This window comes from Psychrobacter sp. PG1, assembly GCF_014897815.1.
Classification (GTDB): Bacteria; Pseudomonadota; Gammaproteobacteria; order Pseudomonadales; family Moraxellaceae; genus Psychrobacter.
Genome location: NZ_JABUZG010000084.1, coordinates 311,915 through 331,539 on the forward strand (window position 1 = coordinate 311,915; position 19,625 = coordinate 331,539).

The following is a 19,625-nucleotide window of genomic DNA, read 5'->3' on the forward strand; positions in this document are numbered from 1 at the left end:
CCAAAACAACTACGCTGACTCTGCCACCGTATGCTCGCTAAAATAGCGTAATAACTCTTGTATCGCGGTGACGCGCTTTTGCGGCGTTGCCAGTTTATCAGCATCTTGATAACGAATACCAGAAGCACCGTTCATACGATAACGCTGACCATTGCTCTGAATCAACTTAATAATCGCTAAGGCATCGACTGGGGTATCAGGCGCAAACTCTAACGTCATGCTATTACTATTTGCATCAATCTTATTTATTTTGAGCGGCTCAGCTTGTATACGCAGTCCGTGGATGGCGAATAACTGCTTAGTTTGCTCTGGTAATGTACCAAAACGGTCAATCATTTCGGTACGAATATCAATCAATGCCTCTTTATCATCGGCATTACTGATGCGTTTATAGAACAATAAACGCTGATGGACATCATGCAGATAGTCTTCTGGTATCAATGCTGAGCTATGCAGATTAATCTCACTGGTCAGCGACAACGGTGTGCTTAAATCAGGCTCTTTACCCGCTTTAATCGCCTTAGTTGCTCGCTCTAGCATGTCCATATATAAACTAAAACCAATCGCCTGCATATTACCACTTTGCTGCTTACCGAGTATCTCACCAGCACCGCGAATTTCTAAGTCTTCGCTAGCCAGCATAAAACCTGCACCCAGCGTATTGGCACGTTCAATCGCATGCAATCGGCGCTTAGCATCGCCTTTAAGCCCTTTAATAGATGGCACAAGTAGATAACAATACGCTTGATGATGACTACGACCGACACGACCACGCAGCTGATGTAATTGTGCCAAGCCAAACTTATCGGCGCGCTCAATGATAATGGTATTGGCATTGGGCACATCAATACCGGTTTCGATAATGGTAGAGCATATCAAAACGTTGAATTTTTTATGATAAAACTGCTGCATCACTTGCTCAAGTTGGCGCTCTTGCATTTGCCCATGAGCCACGCCTACTCGCGCTTCAGGCACCAATTCACGTATGGTTTCTGCCATACGCTCAATGCTCGCCACATCATTATGTAATAAATAAACCTGCCCACCGCGCAATAGCTCGCGCAAGATGGCCTCTTTCATTAAAGCATCAGTTTTTTGCATGACAAAGGTTTTAATCGCCAAACGTCGTGCTGGAGGTGTCGCGATAATTGACATGTCACGCATACCTGAGAGCGCCATATTGAGCGTTCTAGGGATGGGGGTTGCTGTCATCGACATACTATCCACATCAGTCTGAATCGCCTTGATACGCTCTTTATGGCGCACCCCGAAGCGATGTTCTTCGTCGACAATCATCAAACCTAGATTAGAAAACTTCACATCAGGTTGTAATAGTTTATGGGTGCCGATGACGATATCGACTTTACCTGCTGCTAAATCTGTCAACACCGTTTCTTGATGCTTTTTGCCACCAAAGCGTGAGAGCGTCTCGATACGCACTGGCCAATCAGCAAAACGATCACGGAAATTGTCTTCATGCTGACCTGCCAGCAACGTAGTAGGCACCAATACTGCCACTTGATAACCTGCGCTGACAGCAATGAATGCTGCCCGCATAGCCACTTCTGTTTTACCAAAACCCACATCACCGCAGATGAGCCGATCCATTGGTTGGTTTTGTCGCATGTCTTCCATCACCGCATGAATGGCATTGGCTTGATCCGGCGTTTCTTCAAAGGCAAATTGACTGGCAAAGAGCTCATACTGTGATGCATCTATTTTAAAATGAATACCGACTTTAGCCTCACGACGCGCCTGCATATTAAGCAGTTCAGCTGCCACGTCATGGATTTGCTCAAGCGCTTTTTGCTTAGCCTTATCCCATTTGCCGCTGCCAATTTTATGCAATGGTGCAAGCTCAGGATCACCGCCGCTATAACGGTTAATCATTTGTAAATTAGCAACGGGCACATAAATACTGGCATCACCGGCATATTTTAAGTGAATAAACTCTTGCTCACCGTCGCCCACATCTAACGTAATCAGCCCATTGTAACGCCCAATACCATGCTCGATATGAACAACTGGGCTACCTTCGGTTATTTCAGTAACACTTTTAACCAAAAACTCTTCGGACACCCCGCTTTGACGACGACGGCGTGTTTGCAATACTTGGCGACCAAATAACTGCGTCTCACTAATCAGCACCAAACGCTCGGGTACATAGACGCCGCGCTCAATGGGCGCAACGGTTAAACCAACCTGCGGTAGCTTATTACCTTTCACATTGTTGGTTTTGTCCGCTGCTAGAAACGCTGCAAAGCTGTCATAAGCCTTAATGTCAATCTTGCCTTTGAACAGCTCAATAAGAATCTCACGACGACCAGCTGTTTCAGCAACGATCAATACTGGCGTCGCTGTTTGCGCTTGTAACTCTAAAAATTCTAATAGCTGGGTAAGAGGCTCAGCCTTTTGGTGGTTAACGGTCAATTGTGGCGGCTCTTGCGCACTGAGCGTCACCAAGCCTTGCGGCTTATTTTCCGTCAGTGGCAATTGAGGCTGTAAATCTGATTGGTGTTCAACTTGTAGCAACGAACTGTCTGCTAACAACGAATCATCGCTGTCAATCGCAGCGACATCCGTCATGCTAGCCAGCTCATTGCGCGCACTGAGAATCACGCGCGGATAATGATTAAGATGCTCATTTAAAGTATTCGATAGCAAATATAACCATTCAGGCGCGACAATAGGTTTATCGATATCATGACGGCGCTCTTCATAGCGGCGCTGAATTTGTGACCAGTAATCTACCTGCTTTTCATTAATCAATTCATCAGTGATAAACAGCGCATCGCTTGGTAAGTAAGCAAATAAGCTACTCTCTGCTGTCCACGCTTTTAAATCAAAAAATAGCGGCTGATAATATTCAAGTCCGCTACTAGCGATACCTGCCATTACGTCTTTATGTAGCTCAAACTTACGACTGCTCGCATTAGGGAACATCGTGGCGAAGTTGGTACGAAACGTCTCACGCCCTTCATCAAGCGGAAATTCTTTAGCGGGTAGTATTTGGAATTGTTCGATAGGTTTTGAGATATCTGGCAGCTTGTGTAGCAGTGATAGTGACTCTTTGCCCATGCTACTATCGTTGCCGCTCATCATTGTTTTGAGGTCATCAACGGTCAGTGTCCGCTGGGTTTGCGGATTAAAAAAACGAATGGTCTCAATCTCATCATCAAACAAATCTAAACGTAGTGGAAACGGCTGACCCATGGCAAAGATATCAATGATACTGCCACGTACCGCGAATTCACCCGGCTCAAAAACATTCTCAACGGCGCGGTAACCTGCCTTTGCCAGCAATCCGCGCTGGGTATTGATATCAAATCGATCACCAACACTCAAATCAAAATGCTGCCCTATCAGCCAGCTTGGCGGTGCGACACGATGCATCAACGCCTGAACCGAGATGAGCAGCACACCTGACGTTGGCATATCGGTTAATAGATTGATACGCTCACTAACAATGTCTTGATGCGGTGACAGCTCGTCATAGGTCAACGTCTCCCAATCAGGAAACACATAAGCATCGACGCCGCAAAATGCCAATTCCGTCTCTATCTGATTGAGCTGGTTTTGGTCACGCGTCACCACAACTTTTAATCGGTCGGCAACATTCCATAGCGGTGTTTGCACCAGACTTGCTAGCCACAAACTGCTGACAGCACCATGCACAGGTGCCAGCCATCGCCGCTCGGCATTCTGGATAGGAAACAACTGCTGGTTAATTGGTTCAAACGCGTCAGTCAAAGCAGTGATAGGCATAAAAAGTAGGATCAACGTTAAGAGTCAGAGAGCTATTATACGAATATTTCAGCAATTACCAAAATTTATGCCGTAACGGTTTGTCACTTAGTATTTTTATTAAAAAATCAATAGCCAAATAGTTGATAAAACTTATATTCGTATATAAAGACAGGATGAGTAAATGTAAAAACCTCAACGGTTAAGCTGAGGTTTTTGAGTTATATGCATTAAGCTGTTTTTAGATTAATGGCTTATCGCTAGCGATAATGCCGTTATTGTCTGCATAAACAAACATACCAGAATTTAGTGTTAAATCACCAAAGCTGATTTCAAGATCGATTTGACCTTCATCGCGGCGATTTGATTTACGCGGGATACAGCCGAGTGCCATAACACCGATGTCCATTGCTGCCATATCATCAACATCACGCACGCAGCCATAAACCACAACCCCCGCCCAGCCATTATCAATCGCTGATTGCGCAATCATATCGCCGAGCAACGCGCAACGCATCGAACCACCGCCGTCAACGACCAATACTTTGCCATTACCGTCTTTATCTTTGCCATCGCTGTTTAATAACGATTTTACGCGGCTATTGTCTTCAAAGCATTTCACCGTCACGATTTCACCGCAGAATTTCTTTTTGCCGCCAAAACTATGAAAAGACTTACCTTCGATATTAGGCAAACACACCTGCGACTCAGGATTGGCATCCAATAAATCACAGGTCACAAAGCTCTCTTTATCCATCGTTATTGATTCTGGCATGTCTGACATAGTGACGCTCCTTGTTATGTATGATTGGTTATTTATGACTGATTATTTATGATTGGGGCTTAATGTTAATTGTTCCTTTAACTTAATACTTAGGCTATTTTTTAACTTTAGTCATCGCTAGCATTTGCTTATTTTCGATGATATCAGTGGTTTGGATAGCTGGTTCATTACGGTATTTATTACGCTGATAAACATCATGCGCACTCATCGCCATGGCAATGGCAACGCGTTTGGCGGAAATGGGATGCAGTGACAATGATTCTGAAACTAAGGGCGATATCAGCTGAAAGGCTTTTTGACCAATACTTTCAAGCGGACGACCTTTATGCTTGCCAAGTAACAAGGACGGACGGAAAATAACTAGCTGCGTAAAACCTAGCGCCATAATAGATTGCTCAGTTTCCGCTTTTACGCGATTGTATAAAAACCGACTATGAATATCAGCATTCATGGATGATAACAAAAAGAAATTTTCAACACCTTTGTCTTGGCACAGTTTGGCAAAATTGACATTATAATCATGATCAACCTTTCGAAAGGCCTCATCGCTACCAGCCTGCTTCTTAGTCGTACCAAGACAGCTAAAAGCGTCCGTCTTTCTATCAACACCAACGCTGGCAAATATTTCAGCCAAATTATCAAAATCATTAACCTGATAAAAACGCATGCTGGTATTGATATAGCGTGGCGGACGCCTTGCGATCACAATTAACGTGTCATAAAGCTCACTAAGCTGTTTGACAAGATGCTGTCCGACCAATCCTGTCGCGCCAATTACAATTGCTTTTCGCTGCATAGCCTATCCATTTATAGTGTGTTGGAAAATAGATGATAATGAAAAATCTGATTTTAAAGCCTATCACCAAAGCTTTTCATCTTAGGGCGTATCTTCATTTTAGAAATGGTGATAAAAATGAGATAAATCATAGTCAAATGAGTACAATAGCGCAGATACTATCGGAATAGTAAACAGTATCGGGATATTAACCAGCTATTTGACATTTTTTTTAACATTGTTTGGCAAGATTTAGCCATTTTTAGCCCATTTAGATGTCCATCGATTGAATTGAGGACATGCCCTAGTATCATACCTAAATTAACGCATAACTGAGGGTATTCTATAGAATTTATTGTAAGAGATTTTATCGGCTAAGCGATTTATTCACTCATAAGCGGTTTTTAGTGCAACAATATTGATAAATATTTCAAAAAACAGCTGAGCAGAGACACAAAAACTGTCATATATATGATCACACAACTTCTTTAAGCATTAATCATCAAATATATTGTTCTAAGGGCGATAATTTGCTAAGATAACCGGCTTTACACGTTAACGCTGTTTAATTATTCCAAACAGTTTTGGCGCTTGCGATGCTCTATTGCTAATTTAGGTGCCTTTAATAACAGATAGGTACTTTAATATTAGACATCGACATCATGTTTGGCGAGACGGCTGCTCGTTACCGATGATGGTTAAACCCTTTTTTATTGTAATCCACATTCATATTTTTATCTGTCTTTATCAAGGAGATTCGCGTGGCTAATACTGCACAAGCTCGTAAACGCGCCCGTCAAAACACCAAACGTCGTCAGAACTCTGCGTCACAACGCTCTATGGTTCGTACTTACTTAAAACGTGTTGATGCGGCTATCGCAGCTAAAGATTATGACGCGGCTACCGAAGCTTACAAAAAAGCGGTACCAGTTCTTGATCGTATGGCTGACAAAGGTATTATTCATAAGAATAAAGCTGCTCGTCGTAAGAGCCGCCTGAACAAAACCATCAAAGGCCTACAAGCTTAAGATTGGTAACGTTTAGACCACATCTCGCCTTTATAGCGTGATGACTAAAACCTTGTTACTGGTTCTAATACTGGGGCAAGGTTTTTTTATGTCTGCTTGAAAAGTGAGTAGTAATCTTTTAAATAGTATTTAGATCCATTTCACCTCTGGTGGTAAGAGCAATGTATTAGGATGAAAGCCGGCAGCACGGTAGTCTTCTAATAAAGTATGAATCGGGCGCACATATACTTCACCCCGCCAAACGAAGTGTGCACTGGCTTGTTCAAACGGCTTATCATCAAACCACAAAAACACGCCTTCCATCATCTTTGGCCAATCATTCCAATCAATCTCGACCACATCAAACATCACTGCTAAAAAAGCAGACAATAAAGTATCATGACTAACAGCAAGCATGAGATGCCCTTGCTGCGGCTGATGTTGATAAAACAGCGATAAAATATCGAGACCGCCTTGGTAAGCGTTTTTGGTACCTTCAAGATTGCCTTGCAAAAATCGATTAATAAAGTTGAGCACGCCAATTTCTTTAAATACTGGATTTGCTATTTCAGGCTCAGTCACTAGGCTACCAGGCTCTACCAACAATGACTGATGCGTAATATCACGTTGTAGTCCCGCCCCTGCTTGCATCAGCTGCGCCGTGTCAATACAGCGTCCAATCGGACTTGAGATACTGTCTACATCAAGCGAGTACGGTAAATGCCCTGCCAACCAACGCCCCCAAGACTTCGCTAGTACTCGACCTTTAGGTGTTAGGGGTAATTGATAACTGGCAAAACCATTGCCATCAGAGCGCTCACGTAAGGAATGTCTGGTAAATAAAATCAGCCGTTTATCTTCAGGCAATAAGCTGACTGAGGAAATCATACTATCAGGCAAGTGCGAAGGCGCCGGAGCACTTGGAGTATGACTCGCAAGCTTTTCAGCAGACAGTTTTGAGGGATTGTTATTGAGATATTTGCTCATGGTAGCAAGCGTAGCAGATTTTTTGATATGAATGAACAAAATATCAGTTCAATTGTAATATTGCTTACGAGTCTAGGCGGTTAGACTTTAAAATAAGCGTTATTTTATATTCGCTATTTTAAAAAGACAGATCAAAGTGACAAATAACTAAAAAGATATTTACTTTTGAATGATTAAAATTACTTAGCCGATATCAATGACTTTGTCCCACGCGAACGCTAATGCAGTGCTGCTGACCTCATTTGGATACGCACGTGGATTGACAATGACTCGTGTATTACCAATACGGTAATCAAATGCTTCGTGTGTATGTCCATGTACCCATAGTATTGGCGCCCAATCTTCATGCATCCAGCCAGATAGATCACTGACAAAAGCTGCGTTACTTGGTAGATTCGCATACTTCTCAGACACCGATAATGGACTGATACTATGATGACTCATCACAACAGTTTTTTTGCCAAGTGTTTTGGCGGTGATCAATGCTTGCTTTAACCATTGACGCTGCTTAGCATGGATTTGCATCGATACTTCAGGTGAAAAAAGCTCGCCTCCAGCATAGATTTGTTTATAGTCACGCATAAAGCGCATAGCAGCAGCTATAGTATCTTCATTGGCCTGATATTGGTAATCTGTCCATAAAGTACAACCTAGGATACGTATGTCACCAATATCAATATGTTGACACTGTAGAAAACGGACGCCTTGCTGCGACTGGGCATTATAATTATCCCAAGTCGCCAGCTTTTTATCAAAATGTAGCACATCTTCATTAAAGTATTCATGATTGCCAGCTATCGTAATTACAGGCACTTGCAAACGTGCTGCCTGCTCTTGTAGCCATGGCATACCACTATCGCTGTTGGCAGTATCGCCCGCGACTAATACCACGTCTGCATCAGTTTTGGGAATATGCCCTAGCGGATGTGACTGACGCGCATAACTGTCAATATGTAAGTCACTTAAAATCTGTAATTTCATAAGCTCTAAGATCATTAAATAAACGTAAATAGTTTAGCACTTTTTGATATACCCGCAAAAATTAAAAAAAGACAGCGGATTAGGCTGTCTTTTTTATCATGCTGACACTATAAAATGCTAAACGCTTTTTAAATATCTAAATATTTTATAAGTATCTAAATACCTTGGAGTATCTTTTGTAATTTAGCCGCAGGATCTGCTGCCTGAGTAATTGAACGACCAATCACCAAATAATCAGAACCATCGTCTAACGCCTGTTTTGGCGTACAAATACGTTTTTGATCATCTGCATTGTCGTCTAGCAAGCGAATACCAGGGGTAATCAATTTAAAATCCTGACCACATAGTGTCTTAAGCGTTTTAGCTTCTTGCGCTGAACAGACCACACCATCAAGACCCGCTTGCTTGGTTAACTGTGCCAATCGACTCACTTGCGCATCTAGACCATCGGTAATACCTGTTTGCATCAATGCTTGATTATCCATAGAGGTCAGCACGGTGACGGCTATCAGCAAGGTATCAAAATTACCGTCTAACAAGCGCTGTTTAGCCAATGACATCGCCTCTAAGCCCGCGCTGGCATGCACATTCACCATCCATACGCCAAGCTCAGCTGCCGCTAGTACCGCTTGAGCGGTAGTATTAGGAATATCATGGAATTTCAAGTCTAGAAATACGTCAAAATTACGCTGATGTAGCACCTTAATTATCTCAGGACCACAGCGAGTAAATAGCTCTTTACCCACTTTTAAGCGGCATGATGTTGGATCTAACTGATCAGCTAATGCTATCGATGCCTCCATCGTCATATTATCTAAGGCAACGATGACTGGGGAGTTCATTGTATTATTCATGGTTTTACCATATCTATATCAGAATTATCAAAACACTATATATGGACTGCTCATAGATCAGTACAAAATATAATTTATTCTCGCTTTTGTTTGGTAAGTGTCGCGCCTTCATCTACAGTAAGTACTTCTGCGTCTTGCACTTGCACATTGGTTGCTGTCGAACCATAAACAGCTTCTTCCACCGTTGGCGCACTTGCTTGGCGATCAATGACAGCATTGGCTTGTGTCAGTTGCGCTTGCAAGTTCACATTCGCTTTTTGCAAACGCGAGATTTCCCACTTATTCTGTAAGACACGGAAGATAAGCAGTGCCAACAAGATGCCAATAACAATACCAAGCATAAGGCATAAAATCAGCAGCAATCCTAGATTCATCGTCGGTGCTTGAGAAAATAATAAATTTACGCCAACTTCGGTATTGTTTGCCAACACCAAACCAAGTGCATAAGCAAAGCTCAAAAACAGCAATACAAATAGTAAAAAGCGCATGAGACGTCTACCTCGATTTGGAATGTCGTTAGTGTTTTAAAAATAGCACTCTAAAACCTTCATCAACCCACACATTTATATGCTTATAAACTCACTAGTGATAAGTTCTAGCAAAAATGGCTGGCAAGCACTCTTGTTGGCAATTTTACCCAATAAATACTTTATAACACACTTAGCTATTTGCTACTGTATCATTGACTGCTTCACGTAATGCTTTACCTGGTTTAAAGTGCGGTATCGCTTTGGCAGGTACAGGTACGCTTTCTCCTGTTTTAGGATTTCGACCCATACGGGCACGACGATGGTGCAGACAAAAACTGCCAAAACCACGAACTTCTACGCGTCCATCATTGGCTAACGTATCGGTCATCAAGTTTAATATTTCACGTACTGCATCATCGACTACAGTATCAGTCATATTGTCACAGTTCGCACTTAAATTACTAATAAATTCGGACTTGTTAATCGCTTGCTGCATTATTACGCTTGCCTTGTTGATTAATGGATAAGATGACTGTGAATTGGACCATCATTTTCGATAGCTGGTTACTTTTAAGACAAGCCATACATCAAGATCATAAGGATAAATAGCCATTCACTAAAATAATCTCAGTGTCTTAAATAAGTAATAATTCACATCTCGTTACTCAATGTTGCAAATGATAGCGGATATTACGGTAAATGGAAATAAGAGTTTGCCTGTTTGAGCAAAAACCTCATTGATTAATAGTACACTTAAAATTTAAGCAAAAAAAAAAGCGACCATAGTCGCTTCTTTTATAATCTTATATCAATAACGTGCAGCTTACTGCATTTGCTCTTTGATCAAGTCACCAATTGTTTTTGGCTGTGCATCAGAACTGGCAGTAGTACTAGTCGTGCTAGTGCTGCTTAGCTCTTTAATCGCTTGACGCTCTTCAGCTTCGTCTTTCGCTTTGATAGACAAGTTGATGTTGCGAGTTTTACGATCAACACTGATGATTTTAGCTTCAACGTCATCACCAACGCTCAAATGCTTAGTCGCATCTTCAACGCGATCACGTTGAATTTCAGAGGCACGTAGATACGCTTCAACTTCGTCAGCAAGCTCGATAGTAGCGCCTTTAGCATCTACTTCTTTTACTTTACCATTAACGATAGCACCGCGGTCATTGTTGACTAGGTATTCGTTGAATGGATCAGAGCTTAACTGCTTCACGCCTAGGCTGATACGGTTTGCTTCTGCATCTACTGACAATACCATTGCTTCAACGGTGTCGCCTTTATTGTAGTTACGGATAGCGTCTTCGCCAGTTTCGTTCCAAGAGATATCAGATAGATGAACAAGACCATCAATACCACCGTCTAGACCGATAAAGATACCGAAGTCAGTGATTGATTTGATCGTACCAGTGATTTTATCACCGCGCTCATGTTTCTTATCAAACTCATCCCATGGGTTAGCAAGAGTTTGTTTGATACCTAAGCTGATACGACGACGTTCTTCATCGATATCAAGAATCATTACTTCAACTTCATCGCCCACTTGAACAACTTTTGATGGGTGGATGTTTTTGTTGGTATGATCCATTTCTGACACGTGTACTAGACCTTCAATACCTTCAGAAATCTCAGCGAAACAACCATAATCAGTTAAGTTGGTGACGCGTGCTTTAACCACACTACCTACTGGGTAAGTGCCGCCAACGTTATCCCAAGGATCAGTACCAAGTTGTTTTAGACCTAGGCTAACGCGATTGCGCTCACGGTCAAACTTCAATACTTTAACTTTTAGGTCTTGACCAACTTCAACAACTTCAGATGGATGCTTGATACGGCGCCATGCCATGTCAGTGATGTGCAATAGACCATCGATACCACCTAGATCAACGAATGCGCCGTAATCAGTAAGGTTCTTAACGATACCTTCGATCTCGATGCCTTCTTCAAGCTTGTTCAATAGCTCTTCGCGCTCAGCTGAATTTTCAGCTTCCATAACTGCACGACGGCTAACAACAACGTTGTTGCGTTTTTGATCAAGTTTGATAACTTTGAATTCTAGCTCTTTGCCTTCAAGATGCGTGGTGTCACGGATAGGACGAACATCTACCAATGAACCTGGTAGGAACGCACGTACTGAACCGATATCTACAGTGAAACCGCCTTTAACTTTGCTTGAAATGATACCTTTTACGATTTCATCATTATCAGCGATTTTTTCAAGGAAGTTCCAAGTTTCAACACGTTTGGCTTTTTCACGTGAAAGCAAGGTTTGACCCATGCCGTTATCAACCGCTTCAACCACGACATCAACGCTATCGCCAACTTCAACTTCAAGTTCGCCTTCTTCGCTTAAAAACTCTTCACGAGCGACGATACCTTCAGACTTCAGACCAGTATCAACAGTGATCCAGTCATTATCAATGGCCACAACAGTACCAGTGATAACCGAGCCACGCTCGATATCCAGACCTGTTTCTTCGATGCTCGCTTCAAATAGTTCAGCAAATGATTCCATTATGTCTACCTTTGTATAGCCGTATCCTGTCCAGCACAGTACGGATCAAATTTATGATTGCATAAAACGAGAATACTGGTTTTATATCCCATACAATCATATATAAAAACGTTTGTTGTTAGTAAGCACATAACTTATTAAACTTACTAGCAACAACTGTCTTATATTGCAATGCCTTATACTTTTAAATCTCTATGATTTAGAAAGAATATTTTTATCACTCTCTAGAGATTATTAGCGTCTACTACTGTGATTTTATACTAAAATCAAGCGTATAGGAAACTTTTTCATACTTACTAACTTGTTTTTATTAACTATTAAAGAAAATACCTTTATCCTGACAATGTCTTTTCACTTGTGCATAAACTGCATCAGCATCTAAGTTAGAGCTATCTAGTAGTAGAGCATCTTCTGCAGGCTTTGATGGTGCAGTCGCTCGATTCTCATCACGATCATCACGAGCTTTAATCGTCCCTAAAATCGCGTCAAAATCTGCCGTTTGACCAGCATTTATTAACTGTGTTACGCGGCGCTCGGCACGCGCTTCAGCACTGGCAGTCAAATATACTTTTACATCCGCATCTGGGAACACCACCGTTCCCATATCGCGACCATCAGCGACCAATCCAGAACGAGTTGCCATATCTTGTTGCAACTTTAGTAATGCTTGACGAACTTTTGGAAATACTGCTATTTGTGATGCATAGCCGCCTACGGTTTCATTACGAACTTGCTCACCAACCGCTTCATCATTCACTAAGATATCAACACGTCCTGACACATTGTTAGGTACAAAAGCAATCTCTAGGCGCTGCGTTAATACTAATACAGCCATCTCGTCAATGGCTTGGCTTCCGTCTGCCCCAACTAATCCCGCTTCAAATGCTTTGAGTCCAACGATACGATACAGAGCACCTGAATCTAGCAGTTGATAATTCAATGCTTGGGCCAAACGCCACGTCACCGTACCTTTACCTGCCCCACTTGGTCCATCAATGCAGATAACTGGATAGCGCAACACTGGCGCTTGGTTATCATTACTGCCAGAACTAAAGTTATCAAGTATAGCGTTATCAGCTGTAGAGACGGTCATAATACTCACTTAATAGTAGACGATACTGATACGACTTAGTGCATGCTAGCTGCAGAACAATATTTACTTATTTATCAAACGCTTGACAATTAATTCATCATTTCGTCATCAAATAGGGCGATATTATAGCAAAGAAACCTACCCATCACTAGCAGCAAGACCGATATCTTGTTAATTGCTTATGAATTGTCTTTCCTTTTTGCCGCTTTTCGTCGTTCACGGAAAAAGGTCTTAAGCATCTGGCTGCTATGCTCACGACATAAGCCATTATGTACTTCGATAGCATGATTATAAAAAGGCTGTATCGGTAAATTTATCTGACTACCAACCATACCCGCTCGTGGCTCGCTTGCTGCATAAACCAATCTATCTACCCGCGCATGAATGAGCGCTCCGATACACATCGTACAAGGCTCTAAGGTAACGTATAACGTTGTCTGTAATGGTAAACGATAGTTTTTTAAGCGCGCACACGCCTCTCTTAATGCAACAATCTCGGCATGAGCGGTCGCATCGTGACGCCCAATCGGTTCATTGAATCCTTGACCAATAATCTGCTGATCGTGTACCAGTATCGCTCCTACCGGCACTTCTCCACGCTCAGCACCTTGTCTAGCAAGTTTAAGAGCTAGGTTCATCCAGCTCATATCTTGAAGTGACCAAAATGCGCTGGCTTGCATATCTTCAATAACTAACTGACTATTTGCGGTTGGATATGGCTTCAAGCTTATATTTTGTTTATGTTTCATTTATTTTGACAACTATTGCGGTAATTGCCAATCGATAGGCGTTTGCCCATACTGTACTAGATAATCATTGGTCTTAGAAAACGGCTTGGAACCAAAGAATCCACCACGATTGGCAGCAAGTGGTGATGGATGTACAGCGGTCAGAATAAGATGCTTATCAGTATTGATATATTTGCCTTTTTTCTGGGCTTTACTGCCCCACAATATGAATACGGTATGTTCTGTTTGTTCATTAACCACATCAATCACCGCATCGGTAAACTGCTCCCAGCCTTTATTTTGATGACTATTTGGCTCACTTTCTCGCACGGTCAGAGAGCTATTTAATAGCAAAACTCCTTGCTGTGCCCAGTAAGTCAGGTCGCCATGTTTTGAGGGTGCGATACCAATATCACTCGCCATCTCTTTTAACAAATTATTGAGTGAGGGTGGCTTTGGAATGGCTTTGGGCACTGAAAACGATAAGCCCATTGCCTGCCCTGGTCCATGATATGGATCTTGACCTAGTATCACGACTTTAACTTGTGATAAAGGGGTCAGGTTTAACGCGTTAAATATTAAGGGTGCTGGCGGATAGATACTACTTTCTGATTGATAGGCTTCTTTTAAAAACGCACGCAAGTTGTCCATATTGTTAGAAGTTAACTCGTCTGCTAATGCCGTTTTCCAATCTTCTGGCAAGCGCACATTGTCTAAAATTGCTTGTTTTTGCGCTGGCGTTTTTGGCGTTTGTTCATCGAATAATTCCATAGTATGTCCTGTTATATTTGTTATCGATTAGATAAATATCGGGTAATGATGCGTAAACCAATCTCGCACATGAATGGGAGCTCGCGATTTCATACGTTGGTTTTGTTATGAATTATAGCAATAAAAAAACGGCTACCACAGTAACATGGTAACCGTTGTTATTACATTAGTAGCAAAAACTTAGCTGGCGAGTGACTCAGAGTCTGGATGTGGCTCATGAGTCTCAACGACCGTCAAGATAATACGACTATCTGCTGATCCTTTATATGTAGAGTTATAATCCGTCTTACCACTGTACTTATCAAGCTTAACAGAATCACCATCTTGTTCATCATTAGCTTCAGGCTCTAAGGTGAGATGTACTACCCCACCATTGACCAAATCACCAAACAAAATCATACTTGCCAATGACTTTTTGATCTCATCTTGAATCAGACGCTGCATTGGGCGTGCACCCATTAGGCGATCATAGCCTTTGTGAGCCAAATAATCGCGTACTTCGTCATCAATCTCTAAGGTGACTTGTTTATCATCAAGCTGGACTTGTAGCTCAACCAAGAATTTATCAACCACAGATACCACCACGGAGGTATCTAATGGGTTAAATTGGATGATGGCATCTAGACGGTTACGGAACTCTGGCGTAAAGACACGTTTGAGCGACTCCGTATTATCACGGCTATGGTCTTGCTGAGTAAAGCCCATTGAAGAGCGGCTAATACTATCAGCACCGACATTGGTCGTCATAATCACAATGACTTGCTTAAAGATAGCCACACGACCATTGTTATCAGTCAACGTACCATGATCCATCACTTGCAGTAACAAGTTGAAGACATCAGGGTGCGCTTTTTCAATCTCATCAAGCAATAAAACACAATGTGGATGTTGATTGATTTTTTCAGTCAACAAACCACCTTGATCATAACCGACATAGCCAGGAGGCGCACCAATCAAACGCGATGCAGTATGGGCTTCCATATACTCTGACATATCAAAACGAACCAGCTCTACGCCTAACAAATTTGCCAATTGACGTGAAACTTCGGTTTTACCCACCCCAGTAGGACCGGCAAACATAAATGAACCAATTGGTTTATCTGGTGCTTTGAGACCAGCACGCGATAGCTTAATAGCATCCGCTAATGTTTCAATGGCCTCATCTTGACCAAACACTAAGTGTTTAAGATCACGATCTAAGTGCTGAAGAATACTCTTATCATCACTCGATACTGACTTGGGAGGAATACGTGCAAGCTTGGCAACAATCGCTTCAATATCTGCCACATCGATTTTCATCGGTGGTTTTTTCTTAGCCTTGGCACTTTTTGACTCACTGAACGATTTGGCACGATCATTAGCTTTTGCAGTTTCCGCTTCATCCTGCATTTCGCTATCGCTATACGTGTCACCACCGAGACCCTCAACATCGGCATCAATCTGAGCATCAAAATCTTGCTCTATATCCGCAATGAAGCTTTCTTCTGCATCAATATCATCAGCATCAGGAATCACGCCTAAGCGCTTATAGGCACCTGCTTCGTCAATCACATCAATCGCTTTATCTGGCAAAAAACGCTCGTGAATATGCTTAGCAGATAATTGAACGGCGGTGACCAACGCTTCATCGGTATATTCAACGTTATGAAATTCCTCATAACGAGGCTTCAGACCACGTAAAATATCAATTGTATCGTCGACACTGGGCTCTTTGACATCAATTTTCTGGAAACGACGTGACAGTGCATGGTCTTTTTCAAACACTTGACGGTATTCGGTAAAGGTGGTTGAGCCGATACAGCGCAGCTCACCATTAGCAAGTGCTGGCTTAATCAAGTTTGATACGTCCATATTGCTACTCATTGACGACCCTGCACCAATAATCATATGAATCTCATCAATAAATAAGATTGCATTGGGCTTTTTCTTTAGCGCATCAAGCAGTGACTTCATGCGTTTTTCAAAATCACCACGATACTTAGTACCAGCGATTAATGAGCCGATATCAAGGCTATAAATCACACAGCCATTCAATGGTTTAGGTGCTTTATCATTAATAATCAACCACGCCAAGCCTTCAGCGATAGAGGTCTTACCAACACCAGGCTCACCAACCAATAACGGGTTATTTTTACGGCGACGACATAATACTTGCGCGGCTCGCTCAATTTCAGGGCCACGTCCAATTAGTGGATCAGTCTTACCTTCAGCCGCACGCTGGTTTAGGTTGGTCGCAAACTCAACCAAGGGATCTTTACTGGTTTTTTCTGAGGCACTACGGCGTTCGCCCGTCATAGAAGCACGTGGCTCGGATGGCTCGTCTTTATCTTGACCATGCGATAAGTATTGGGTCAACTCAAGACGACTAATACCCTGCTTTTTGAGCAAATAAACGGCATAAGTATCGTGCTCTGAAAACATAGACACTAAAATATCTGAGCCTTCAACAAGGCGACCACCACCAATAGATTGTACATGGAAAATAGCACGCTGTAGAATACGATCAAAGCTTTGGGTCGGCTGCGGTGACTGCTCGGTGTCTGCGTCTACCGTTGGTGTATGCTTATTGATATAAGCTTCTAACTCGGTACGCAACGTTGAAACATTGGCATTACAGGCAGTTAATGTATTGGCAGCGTGAGTATTCTCTAATAACGCCAATAATAGATGCTCAACAGTGAGGTACTCATGCGATTTTTGGCGCGCAAGTGTCATTGCTAAACGCAAAGAAACTTCAAGATGACGACTTAACATAACGACTTCCTACGGTTATACCTATCTTTATAATTGATAGCTTTATGAATGAGTTAGTAAGTAAATCAGGGCGACAGATGGATTGTTCAAGGGCTAAATCTGTATTATCAAAAGACAGCGCTAAATGATATTGACCATGTATTACTCAAGTAGCAGTGCTATCTACTTGTCACCAATTAAGCGTTTTGATCACTCATACTTGCTTTTCTTTATCTCAACACGATACTTAAGAAGAGTCAATCTATTAACACAGACTAAAATGTATCAAGGCGTACTGCGCATCAATATTTATAGTAACGAAATAGTATGAAAGCTTCAAAAACTGAGCAAATAAAGGAGAAATCGGTAATAGAATAATAAATGAGAGAATGAAAGATACAACTGACTTTTTTAAGCCATCAGCTGATTAAATTATAGAAAAATTCAAGTTAATAGGATGACTAGAAAATGATACGAGTGCAGCAATCATTTCTATAAAATTTAGACAGCTGTTTGATGTGATGACTTAATATAGATAAGGGTATATTAAAGAAAAATCAAGGTTAGGACATTTTTATAATAAGGAATTTATGAGTGACTGCTTGGATACAGAGTGCCTATCAAGCTCACAATGAGCGGTTTTTAGAGCTTGAAAGGGTTTCTAAACGATAAAACCATTGGAAATAATAAGATAGAAACACGAGAAGAAGATAGAACTTTAAATTCATATTTACGCTATTTTCTTATTCGCCTTGATGTGGCTCAATCTGGGTCAATAATGGATAGCCTTCACGATGTGCCAGACTATTTACCTTTTTGGCTTTGGTCTCAGCGATATCTTTAGGATAGATACCAGCAATGCCTTTGCTACTGTTATGAATCGTCAGCATAACTTCGACTGCCGAATCCATACTATGACGAAATTCGGACTGCAAAATATAAACGACGAACTCCATCGGCGTATAATTATCATTATACATAACGACGGCATACATAGGCGGCTTAGCCACTTCTGGCTCTGCTACCAGTACATCTGCTTGTGGCGAGGTCTCGCCATCCGTATCACCATCTTGTGCACGGTGAGCAGGTATGGTTGGAAAGTGCCAATCAGCAACAGTTGGCAACGCTTGCAATAGGGTTTGTTTTATCATAATTGGCATACAAATTAATGGTTATATTTATAACAGAATAAAGGGCGCTAGCAGAGGTTGGCAAACGCAATGCTTATTATAGCGCTCTTAAATATGAATAGATTAAGGCTCAATCGGACTTTCGTCGACTTCAGGTAAATCTAAAAGTGATAGCGGCATATTATCAACTCGGTCGCCAAGCTTCCAATCATAGAGCTGCTCTACTTGTTGTCCGCCAGCTTGTAAGCTAAGTTTGACTTGTAACGGTTTAAAGCCTGATGGCATCATGAAACGACCACGAATACGAACGATACCTTCAATAGTATAAACTGGAGGATCTAGCGGCACCTCTACAAAATCATCGTCATTGAGCAACGTCAACGTTGGCTTTAGGCGTTTGGCTTTGCCATCGCTAGCAAGCATGCCTATATCGAAACCATATTCGAAGGCATTTTCAGGTAACGGCTCAATCTTTGCTGCTATTACTTGTAAAGGCATGCCGCCTTTGTCACGAAGGACATCAGCATATAATTCATTCAGTTGAGAGACTTGTCTATTCTCAACCGTTAGTTCTTGCTGGTTTTCACGCAACTCTTTGATGTTCGCCAAGCTAATCGCCAGCTCCTGCTTAGCAGTAGCGGCTTGATTGGCCGCTATTTTATGACTAAGACGCAAATCTTCCAGCGCTTCTGTTGCCTCAGTGCTATTGATCATCGCTTGCTTGGTTTCAGTTTGCATAGAATGAAAGCCACGCTGATATCCTAATTTATGACCGAATATCAATCCAACAATGGCAGTCACCAATATGACAACGACAAAGAGAGCCAACACCAATGTGGATGCCCCTTGTTGGGTACCACCTACCTTAGTTACTGAACTAGCATTGGTTTTAAGAGAATGCGGACTACGCTCTAAATGATACAAATCAGAGTCTTTGCACGATGAAAGTGCGGGCTGTGAGCAAAAGCGTCGTACAAGCTTGACACGCATTTAGACAATATCTCTTAACAGTAATGGCAATATTATAGCGGAATTTATAATCAATACCTAGCA

At 41.9% G+C, this 19,625-nt stretch carries 16 protein-coding genes; 1 reads left to right on the top strand and 15 read right to left on the bottom strand.

Features of this window, described 5'->3' with window-relative positions; genetic code table 11:
* Nucleotides 1-9: 9 nt before the first annotated feature.
* The 3 genes from mfd to INT03_RS14485 all read right to left on the bottom strand — a co-directional run bounded on the left by mfd (nt 10) and on the right by INT03_RS14485 (nt 5,324).
* Nucleotides 10-3,765, bottom strand: a complete 3,756-nt coding sequence (mfd, locus tag INT03_RS14475; protein WP_193009475.1) for a transcription-repair coupling factor — start codon at nt 3,763-3,765, stop codon at nt 10-12.
* 220 nt (nt 3,766-3,985) lie between these two features.
* Nucleotides 3,986-4,519: a ribonuclease E activity regulator RraA gene (gene rraA, locus INT03_RS14480; RefSeq protein WP_193009534.1), complete on the bottom strand. Its 534-nt coding sequence runs from the start codon at nt 4,517-4,519 to the stop codon at nt 3,986-3,988.
* A 103-nt stretch (nt 4,520-4,622) separates the two neighbouring features.
* Nucleotides 4,623-5,324, bottom strand: a complete 702-nt coding sequence (locus tag INT03_RS14485; protein WP_193009476.1) for an NAD-dependent epimerase/dehydratase family protein — start codon at nt 5,322-5,324, stop codon at nt 4,623-4,625.
* A gap of 740 nt (nt 5,325-6,064) precedes the next feature.
* Here INT03_RS14485 and rpsT point away from each other — a divergent pair.
* The gene (rpsT, locus tag INT03_RS14490) at nt 6,065-6,331 is read left to right on the top strand and encodes a 30S ribosomal protein S20 (RefSeq protein ID WP_010200097.1); all 267 of its coding nucleotides are present in this window, start codon (nt 6,065-6,067) and stop codon (nt 6,329-6,331) included.
* A gap of 129 nt (nt 6,332-6,460) precedes the next feature.
* Here the strand turns inward: rpsT and INT03_RS14495 are convergent, their stop codons facing one another.
* The 12 genes from INT03_RS14495 to INT03_RS14550 form a co-directional block, all read right to left on the bottom strand.
* The gene (locus tag INT03_RS14495) at nt 6,461-7,297 is read right to left on the bottom strand and encodes a histidine phosphatase family protein (protein ID WP_193009477.1); all 837 of its coding nucleotides are present in this window, start codon (nt 7,295-7,297) and stop codon (nt 6,461-6,463) included.
* Nucleotides 7,298-7,480: 183 nt separating this feature from the next.
* Nucleotides 7,481-8,278, bottom strand: a complete 798-nt coding sequence (locus INT03_RS14500) for a metallophosphoesterase (RefSeq protein WP_226950208.1) — start codon at nt 8,276-8,278, stop codon at nt 7,481-7,483.
* Between the two features lie 155 nt (nt 8,279-8,433).
* A complete protein-coding gene (gene pyrF / locus INT03_RS14505) occupies nt 8,434-9,132 on the bottom strand; it encodes an orotidine-5'-phosphate decarboxylase (RefSeq protein ID WP_060490714.1) in 699 nt (232 codons plus the stop codon).
* Nucleotides 9,133-9,206: 74 nt separating this feature from the next.
* On the bottom strand, nt 9,207-9,620 hold the full coding sequence (locus INT03_RS14510; protein WP_045451852.1) for a lipopolysaccharide assembly protein LapA domain-containing protein: 414 nt from the start codon (nt 9,618-9,620) through the stop codon (nt 9,207-9,209).
* A 172-nt stretch (nt 9,621-9,792) separates the two neighbouring features.
* A complete protein-coding gene (locus INT03_RS14515) occupies nt 9,793-10,098 on the bottom strand; it encodes an integration host factor subunit beta (protein ID WP_045445047.1) in 306 nt (101 codons plus the stop codon).
* Between the two features lie 327 nt (nt 10,099-10,425).
* Entirely contained in the window at nt 10,426-12,117 is a 1,692-nt protein-coding gene (gene rpsA / locus INT03_RS14520; RefSeq protein WP_055124414.1) for a 30S ribosomal protein S1, read from the bottom strand.
* 310 nt (nt 12,118-12,427) lie between these two features.
* On the bottom strand, nt 12,428-13,210 hold the full coding sequence (cmk, locus tag INT03_RS14525; RefSeq protein WP_193009478.1) for a (d)CMP kinase: 783 nt from the start codon (nt 13,208-13,210) through the stop codon (nt 12,428-12,430).
* A 179-nt stretch (nt 13,211-13,389) separates the two neighbouring features.
* Entirely contained in the window at nt 13,390-13,959 is a 570-nt protein-coding gene (tadA, locus tag INT03_RS14530; RefSeq protein ID WP_193009479.1) for a tRNA adenosine(34) deaminase TadA, read from the bottom strand.
* A gap of 12 nt (nt 13,960-13,971) precedes the next feature.
* Entirely contained in the window at nt 13,972-14,709 is a 738-nt protein-coding gene (locus INT03_RS14535) for a uracil-DNA glycosylase (RefSeq protein ID WP_193009480.1), read from the bottom strand.
* A gap of 180 nt (nt 14,710-14,889) precedes the next feature.
* Complete coding sequence (locus tag INT03_RS14540; protein WP_193009481.1) at nt 14,890-17,463, bottom strand: AAA family ATPase; 2,574 nt, start codon at nt 17,461-17,463, stop codon at nt 14,890-14,892.
* A gap of 722 nt (nt 17,464-18,185) precedes the next feature.
* On the bottom strand, nt 18,186-18,593 hold the full coding sequence (locus INT03_RS14545; RefSeq protein ID WP_087814601.1) for an ATP-dependent Clp protease adaptor ClpS: 408 nt from the start codon (nt 18,591-18,593) through the stop codon (nt 18,186-18,188).
* A gap of 102 nt (nt 18,594-18,695) precedes the next feature.
* Nucleotides 18,696-19,562, bottom strand: coding sequence for a hypothetical protein (locus INT03_RS14550; RefSeq protein ID WP_045445038.1), 867 nt, complete (start codon nt 19,560-19,562; stop codon nt 18,696-18,698).
* Between the last annotated feature and the right edge of the window lie 63 nt (nt 19,563-19,625).

What these genes read in the sequence shown, in the direction of transcription:
- mfd (WP_193009475.1), bottom strand. Translation starts at nt 3,765, where the DNA reads ATGCCTATCACTGCTTTGACTGACGCGTTTGAACCAATTAACCAGCAG.
- rraA (WP_193009534.1), bottom strand. Translation starts at nt 4,519, where the DNA reads ATGCCAGAATCAATAACGATGGATAAAGAGAGCTTTGTGACCTGTGAT.
- INT03_RS14485 (WP_193009476.1), bottom strand. Translation starts at nt 5,324, where the DNA reads ATGCAGCGAAAAGCAATTGTAATTGGCGCGACAGGATTGGTCGGACAG.
- INT03_RS14495 (WP_193009477.1), bottom strand. Translation starts at nt 7,297, where the DNA reads ATGAGCAAATATCTCAATAACAATCCCTCAAAACTGTCTGCTGAAAAG.
- INT03_RS14500 (WP_226950208.1), bottom strand. Translation starts at nt 8,278, where the DNA reads ATGAAATTACAGATTTTAAGTGACTTACATATTGACAGTTATGCGCGT.
- pyrF (WP_060490714.1), bottom strand. Translation starts at nt 9,132, where the DNA reads ATGAATAATACAATGAACTCCCCAGTCATCGTTGCCTTAGATAATATG.
- INT03_RS14510 (WP_045451852.1), bottom strand. Translation starts at nt 9,620, where the DNA reads ATGCGCTTTTTACTATTTGTATTGCTGTTTTTGAGCTTTGCTTATGCA.
- INT03_RS14515 (WP_045445047.1), bottom strand. Translation starts at nt 10,098, where the DNA reads ATGCAGCAAGCGATTAACAAGTCCGAATTTATTAGTAATTTAAGTGCG.
- rpsA (WP_055124414.1), bottom strand. Translation starts at nt 12,117, where the DNA reads ATGGAATCATTTGCTGAACTATTTGAAGCGAGCATCGAAGAAACAGGT.
- cmk (WP_193009478.1), bottom strand. Translation starts at nt 13,210, where the DNA reads ATGACCGTCTCTACAGCTGATAACGCTATACTTGATAACTTTAGTTCT.
- tadA (WP_193009479.1), bottom strand. Translation starts at nt 13,959, where the DNA reads ATGAAACATAAACAAAATATAAGCTTGAAGCCATATCCAACCGCAAAT.
- INT03_RS14535 (WP_193009480.1), bottom strand. Translation starts at nt 14,709, where the DNA reads ATGGAATTATTCGATGAACAAACGCCAAAAACGCCAGCGCAAAAACAA.
- INT03_RS14540 (WP_193009481.1), bottom strand. Translation starts at nt 17,463, where the DNA reads ATGTTAAGTCGTCATCTTGAAGTTTCTTTGCGTTTAGCAATGACACTT.
- INT03_RS14545 (WP_087814601.1), bottom strand. Translation starts at nt 18,593, where the DNA reads ATGATAAAACAAACCCTATTGCAAGCGTTGCCAACTGTTGCTGATTGG.
- INT03_RS14550 (WP_045445038.1), bottom strand. Translation starts at nt 19,562, where the DNA reads ATGCGTGTCAAGCTTGTACGACGCTTTTGCTCACAGCCCGCACTTTCA.